Here is a 7092-nt window from a genome sequence, read left to right as displayed (position 1 = left end):
CCGAGTTGCCCATGTACAACGCTTTTCCCGGTGCCTTGAGGCCATGCAGCCCCACCCCGTGAATCGTCACCTGGCCGTTATGGGGGCCTTCAATCACCACCCCCATGTCGCGGAACGCCTGCAGGGTCGCCAGGGCATCTTCCCCTTCCAGAAAGCCTTCTACCTGGGTCACCCCTTCTGCCAGCGAACCAAGCATGATGGAGCGATGGGACATGGATTTGTCGCCGGGCACGCGCAGGCGGCCCTGTAGCTGACCACCCGGTGTGACCACAAAAGTGGGATTCCGGCCGGCGTCATTACTGTCTGTCATGGTTACGTCGTCACCTGCACACTGAACATGGTGGGCGCGCGTATAGGAGGTGCGCCCGTTCATAGCCAAAAAATGGGCCCGGGCGGTGTTCGCCCGAGTCATGATGCCCATCAGGGCATCGGAATCTTCATTTTCCACTGCCTGGCGGAAGCGGCCGATGCCATCGCTGAACTGGTCCAGCGCCTGCAGCAAGGCCGCCTTGTTTTCACGAAAGATGTCGTGCCACATCACCGGATCGGAGCTGGCAATGCGGGTGAAGTCGCGAAAACCGCCGGCAGCATAACGGAAGATCTCGGTGGAATCTCCCTGCCTGGCCAGCGTATCCACCAGCGAGAACGCCAACAGATGTGGCAAATGGCTGGTTTCTGCCAGGACCTGGTCGTGGTAATCCGGCGACATCTGCAGCACTTCGGCGCCCATGGCCGTCCAGGTGGCGCGCACTTTGGCTGTGGCCGCCGGGTCGGTGTCGTCCGTGGGCGTCAGAATCACGCGGTGATCCTGATACAGGGTGGCGTCGGCGGCGGTCACCCCGCTCTTTTCCTTGCCGGCAATGGGATGGCCGGGCACGAAGCGGGAATAATGCTCCCCCAGGGTCTCACGAGCGGCGGTGATCACATTGCCTTTTACACTGCCGCCGTCGGTGACGATGGCAGTGCGCGACAACCCCGGCTTGAGCGCCGCCAGCACCTTGCCCATGGCGGACACCGGAGTGGACACGAACACCAGGTCCGCGCCTTTTACCGCTTCCGCCAGATCCTGACTGCCGTCGTCGACCACCCCCAGGGCAATGCCCTGCTCCAGGGTACGCGCCGAGCGGGAGCCGGCCACAATGGAGCCGGCCAGACCATTTTCCCGGGCGGCAGCGGCAAAGGAGCCGCCGATCAAGCCCAGGCCGATGATGGCGATGCGATTGAAGAGTGGTTCAGACATTCGAGCGCCCACCTTCCTCTGTAGGAGCGCCGTTCAGGGCGCGAACCTGCTTGCGATAGGCCGTGCCAAGTACGGTTCGCGCCCTGAACGGCGCTCCTACAGGGGCAAACACCAACGGCTTGACGTTACTCATCCGCCATATCCCGCAGCACATGTTTGAGCGCATCCAGAAAGCGTTCATTTTCGCGGCTGGTGCCCACGGTCACGCGCAAATGGTTGGGCATGCCGTAGCCACCCAGCGGACGCACGATCACCCCCTGCCTCAACAAGCCTTCATAGACCGGCATGGCGTCACGGCCACAATCAAAAGCAATGAAGTTGGCCACGGAGGGAATCTGCTCAAGATGCAGTTTCTGCAGGCCTTCGGCGATCTGCACCAGGCCAGCGGTGTTTTCACTGCGGGAGTTCTCGATGTGATCGTCATCCTGAAGGGCCGCTTCCGCCGCCACCTGGGCCGGCGTATTCACATTGAACGGCTGGCGCACGCGATTCAGCACATCGGCAATCTGCGGGCTGGAAATGCCATAACCCACCCGCAGTCCAGCCAGGCCGTAGATCTTGGAGAAGGTGCGGGTAACAACCAGGTTCGGGTACTTGGCCAGTCGCTCAATACCATTCGGATAGTGGCTTTCTTCCACGTACTCCACGTAGGCCTCATCCAGCACCACGATCACCCGCTCGGGAATCCGTGACAGGAACTCGTCCAGGGCATGGGTGTTAAACCAGGTGCCGGTGGGGTTGTTGGGGTTCGCCACGAAGATGACCCGGGTGCGCTCGGTCACCGCTTCCGCCATGGCCGCCAGGTCGTGGCCAAACAAATTGGACGGCACCTGCACCGGTTTGGCGTTGCAGGCCAGGGTTACAATCGGGTACACCGCAAAAGCGTATTCGGAAAAAACTGCTTCGTCGCCTTCCTGCAGGTAGGCCCGGGCAATCAGGTCCAGCACATCGTTGGAGCCGTTGCCCAGTGTCAGCTGCGCGCTGTCCACACCCAGCTTCGCCGACAGCGCAGCTTTCAGAGAAAACGTGGCACCATCCGGATACAGATGCAGCTCGTGCAGATGCTTGAGGGCGCGCAACGCCTTGTGGCTCGCGCCCAGAGGATTCTCGTTACTGGCCAGTTTGACGATATCAGTGACGCCCAGCTCACGCTCCAGTTCCTCGATGGGCTTGCCCGGTTCGTAGGGCTTGAGCTGCTGGATACCGTTGTTGGCGAGTTTGATGTAGTCGCAGGTCATGATGTGGGGACTCCCTTTACACCCTGGTTGCCAGCCCTTGCCACCGGGGTTATCTGATCGGGGTCAGACGTCTGAAGTCGGACGTCCGACGCAAAAACCGCAAAGCGTCCGACGTCAGACATCCGACGTCAGACCCGGATTTTATAAAACCGCCTTGGGATACGAGCCCAGCAGCTTGATGGTATTTCCCGCAGCTTCCAGTTTGTCCAGCACCGCCTGCAGGGTGGCGTCTTCCTTGTGGCCTTCGCAGTCCACGAAGAATACATAGCTCCAGTTGGCGGTCCGCGAGGGGCGGGATTCCAGGCGGGTCAGGTTGATGCCTTCGTCCCGGAAGGGGGACAGCACTTCGTACAACAACCCCGGGCGATTTTTGCCACTGATCATCAGGCTGGTCTTGTCGCAGCCGGAGGCCGGCGTGTCCTGGCGACCGATGATAATGAAACGGGTGGTGTTGTCCGGGCGGTCTTCAATGTTGCGTTGTACGGCAATGAGGCCATACAACTCTTCCGCCATTTCCCCGGCAATGGCCAGGGCATTCCACTCGTCTTTCAAGCGGCGGGCCGCTTCGGCATTGGAGCTGACCGCGATCCGCTCCACGCCGGGCATGTGGGCGTCCAGCCACTGACGACACTGGGCCAGCGTTTGCTGATGGGAGTACACACGGGTCACCTTGTCCTGGCGAGTATGCTCACCGGCCAGCAGGTGATGGTGAATGCGCAGCTCTACTTCCCCACAGATTTTAAGACTGGAGGTCATGAAGGTGTCCAGGGTGTGGTTCACCACCCCTTCAGTGGAGTTTTCTACTGGCACCACGCCGTAGTTGGCAGCACCGGATTCCACTTCACGGAACACTTCATCGATGGCACCCAGCGGCAGACTCTCCACTGCATGACCAAAATGCTTAAGCGCGGCCTGCTGGGTAAAGGTGCCTTCCGGTCCCAGAAACGCCACCTTCATGCGCTGTTCCAGTGCCAGGCAGGCACTCATCACTTCCCGGAAAAAGCGTGCCATGGTTTCGCCATCCAGCGGCCCCTGGTTACGCTCTTTCACCCGACGCAGCACCTGGGCTTCACGCTCAGGCCGGTAGAAAACCGGGTTGGGATCGGTGGCCGTTTTCACCTCGGCCACTTTATGGGCCAGGGTGGCGCGCTCGTTGAGCAGGTCCTGAAGTTTTTGATCCAGCTCATCGATCTGGTTACGCAAGTTGTCCAGGGAATCGGTCATATTGCCCTCGCAAGCACGCTGCACGCTTCACGCAACACGCGAACAGGCGTGGGAGCGTTGGTTACGATCTGGCGCCAACCGTTCAAATTCATTGTCCTACCCACCTTTTCAAACAATTCACTGCGCTTCCCGTTACTGCAACCCTGCCAGGCATGGCGTGGTGCATGGTGCGTGAGGCGTCTAGGCGTTCTTTTTCTCAAACTCTGCCATAAAGGCAATAAGCGCATCCACCGCCGCTTCCGGCACCGCGTTATAGATGCTGGCGCGCATGCCACCCACGCTGCGGTGGCCTTTGAGATTCAGCAGGCCAGCTGCCTGCGCCTGATCCAGAAAGGGTTTATCAAGCCGATCGTCTGCCAGCACAAAAGGGACATTCATGCGGCTGCGACTGATGACCTCTACCGGATTGCTGTACAGGCCACTGTTATCAATAAAACCATACAGCTTTTCCGCCTTGCGCTGGTTAATTTCGCCCATGTTGCCCACGCCGCCCTGCTTTTTCAGCCAGGAGAACACCAGGCCTGACAGGTACCAGGCATAGGTGGGTGGGGTGTTGTACATGCTGCCGTTGTCGGCATGGATCTGGTAATTGAGCATGGCGGGCACATTGGCGCCGGCCTTGCCAAGCAGGTCCTTGCGAACGATGACCAGAGTCAGGCCGGCCGGGCCAATATTCTTCTGGGCACCGGCATAAATCAGCCCGTACTGGTTCACATCCACTGGCCGGGACAGGATGGTAGAGCTCATGTCTGCCACCAGCGGGGTGTCGCCCACCGCCGGTACAAAGCTGTATTCCAGGCCGCCAATGGTTTCATTGGGGCAGTAATGCACATAGGCCGGGTTATCAGACAGGGCCCAACTGTCCTGCGGCGGCACGGTACTGAAGTTGGTGTCTTCACTGCTGGCCGCCACGTTGATATTGCCGTAGCGGCCGGCTTCCTTGATAGCTTTCCTGGACCACTGCCCGGTGTTGATGTAATCCGCCGTTTGCCCTTCACCCAACAGATTCATGGGGACCATGGCAAACTGGCTGGACGCCCCGCCCTGCAGGAACAACACCGCATAATCATCGCTGATGCCCATGAGGTCACGCAGGTCTTTCTCGGCCTGCTCGGCAATCTCCACAAAGACGTTATCGCGGTGGCTCATTTCCATGATGGAAAGGCCCAGGCCCCGATAATCGAGCATTTCCTGTTGGGCCTGTTCGAGTACCGCCTGCGGCAACGCCGCCGGACCTGCACAGAAGTTATAGGCGCGGGACATGCATGTTCTCCGTCTAATCAAAGAAGCCCGGCGAAACCGGGCTCGGGGTTGGCTGGTTTTGCGTCGGACGTCCGACGTCTGACGTCCGACGCGTTAAAACCGGTTTATTCCTCGGCGTCGTCGGAGGCGTCAGACTCCGGTGCTTCCGGGGTCACTTCCCCCTCCAGCACCTCGCCGTCTTCACCTTCCTCTTCCTCGACACCTTCCAGCTCGGGGATGGTGGCCAGACCACACAGAGCCTCGCCATCGGCCAGGCGGATCAGGCGAACACCCTGGGTGTTACGGCCCGACGTACTCACCTGATTGACACCGGTACGCACCAGGGTGCCCTGGTTGGAAATCAGCATGATGTCTTCTTCGCCGAACACCTGGGTGGCACCGACCAGCTCACCATTTCGCTCGTTGATCACCATGGCAATCACGCCCTGGCCACCACGCCCCTTGGTGGGGTAATCGGTGAGCGGAGTACGTTTGCCGTAACCGTGCTCGGAGGCAGTGAGGATCTGGCCATCTTCTTCCGGCACGATCAGGGAAATAACGTCCACCCCTTCGGCCAGCTTGATGCCACGCACACCACGGGCCAGACGGCTCATGACTCGCACCTTGGACTGATGGAAACGCACCGCCTTGCCGTTGCGGGCAACCAGCATGATGTCTTCGTGGCCCTGGGTAATGGCCACGTTCACCAGATGCTCGCCTTCCTGCAATTTCACCGCGATCAGACCGGAGCTGCGCGGACGGGCGAAGTTGGCCAGCGCAGTCCGCTTGACGATACCGCTGGAGGTGGCCATGAAGATAAAGGGTCCGGGAACGGTATCGGTTACCGCCTCGGCTTCACCTTCGACCTCACTATCCACTTCGTCTTCAATAACGTCCGCCGCATCATCTGCATCGGCAACGTCTTCTTCACCACCCGCTTTCTGCTGGCGCACCATTTCCGCGTCCAGACGCAGAATGGCCGTAATGCGCTCTTCATTACCCAGTGCCGGCAACAAATTCACAATCGGTTTGCCGCGCGATGCCCGGCCGCCCTGGGGCAGCTCAAAGGTACGCAGCCAGAACACCTTGCCGGCATCGGTAAACAGCAACAGGGTATCGTGGGTGCCGGCCACCAGCAGGTGCTCGACATAGTCTTCGTCTTTCAGCTGCCCGGTGGACTTGCCACGACCACCACGCTTCTGGGCGCGATAGGTGTCGATGGGCTGCATCTTGGCGTAACCGCCGTTGGACAGGGTCACCACCACGGTTTCTTCGGCGATCAGGTCTTCCATGCTGAAGTCCTGACGGGAGGCCACGATTTCGGAACGACGCTCGTCGGCATACTCCTCACGCACCGCCTGCAGTTCTTCGCGGATCACTTCCATCAGACGCTCGGGGTTACCGAGGATCTTCAGCAATTCAGCGATCTGCTCCAGTAGCTCCTGGTAGTCGCTGATCAGTTTTTCCCGTTCCAGCCCGGTGAGCTTCTGCAAACGCAGATCGAGAATCGCCTGGGCCTGTTCCGGGCTCAGGTAATAGAGGTCTTCGCGCAGACCGTACTGCTCTTCCAGTCCGTCCGGGCGAGCCGCGTTTTCGCCGCCGGCTCGCTCCAGCATCTGCAGTACATCACCGGGCTTCCAGCCCTTGTCCAGCAGCTTGGCTTTCGCCTCGGCGCCGCTGGGGGAAGCCTTGATCAGCTCGATAACCGGATCGATGTTGCTCAGGGCAACCGCCAGACCTTCCAGCAGATGGGCCTTTTCACGGGCCTTGCGCAGCTCGAACACGGTGCGACGTGTCACCACTTCCCGGCGGTGGCGGATAAAGGCATCCAGCAGCTCGCGCAGGTTAAGAATCTTCGGCTGACCGTCTACCAGTGCCACGGTATTGATACCGAATACCGATTCCATCTGGGTCTGCTGGTAGAGGTTGTTGAGCACCACCTCGGCATTCTCGCCACGGCGCAGCTCGATCACGATGCGCATACCTTCCTTGTCGGACTCGTCGCGCAGTTCAGTGATGCCTTCAATTTTCTTGTCTTTCACCAGCTCGGCGATCTTCTCGATCAAGCGTGCCTTGTTCACTTGATAGGGAATCTCGGTGACGATGATGGCTTCTTTGCCGCTCTTGTCGGTGGCCTCGATCTCGGCG

5 protein-coding genes are annotated in these 7092 nt (G+C 59.9%); all 5 read right to left on the bottom strand.

Translation table 11 applies throughout. From position 1 onward, the window contains the following. Positions 1-1240, bottom strand: a 1240-nt coding sequence (locus A3730_RS18765) for a prephenate dehydrogenase/arogenate dehydrogenase family protein (RefSeq protein ID WP_156501252.1), incomplete at its 3' end; no start/stop codon positions are given. A gap of 125 nt (positions 1241-1365) precedes the next feature. Further along, positions 1366-2478, bottom strand: a complete 1113-nt coding sequence (gene hisC, locus A3730_RS18760) for a histidinol-phosphate transaminase (protein WP_063518641.1) — start codon at positions 2476-2478, stop codon at positions 1366-1368. A gap of 141 nt (positions 2479-2619) precedes the next feature. After that, positions 2620-3702, bottom strand: coding sequence for a prephenate dehydratase (gene pheA / locus A3730_RS18755; protein WP_063518640.1), 1083 nt, complete (start codon positions 3700-3702; stop codon positions 2620-2622). 180 nt (positions 3703-3882) lie between these two features. Next, entirely contained in the window at positions 3883-4965 is a 1083-nt protein-coding gene (serC, locus tag A3730_RS18750; protein ID WP_063518639.1) for a 3-phosphoserine/phosphohydroxythreonine transaminase, read from the bottom strand. A gap of 104 nt (positions 4966-5069) precedes the next feature. Next, a partial coding sequence (locus tag A3730_RS18745; RefSeq protein ID WP_063538667.1) for a DNA gyrase C-terminal beta-propeller domain-containing protein occupies positions 5070-7092 on the bottom strand: 2023 nt, incomplete at its 5' end.

It is taken from the genome of Alcanivorax sp. HI0044, from assembly GCF_001634945.1.
This window is presented reverse-complemented; position numbering and strand designations above follow the sequence as displayed.

What these genes read in the sequence shown, in the direction of transcription:
- serC (WP_063518639.1), bottom strand. Translation starts at nt 4,965, where the DNA reads ATGTCCCGCGCCTATAACTTCTGTGCAGGTCCGGCGGCGTTGCCGCAG.
- hisC (WP_063518641.1), bottom strand. Translation starts at nt 2,478, where the DNA reads ATGACCTGCGACTACATCAAACTCGCCAACAACGGTATCCAGCAGCTC.
- pheA (WP_063518640.1), bottom strand. Translation starts at nt 3,702, where the DNA reads ATGACCGATTCCCTGGACAACTTGCGTAACCAGATCGATGAGCTGGAT.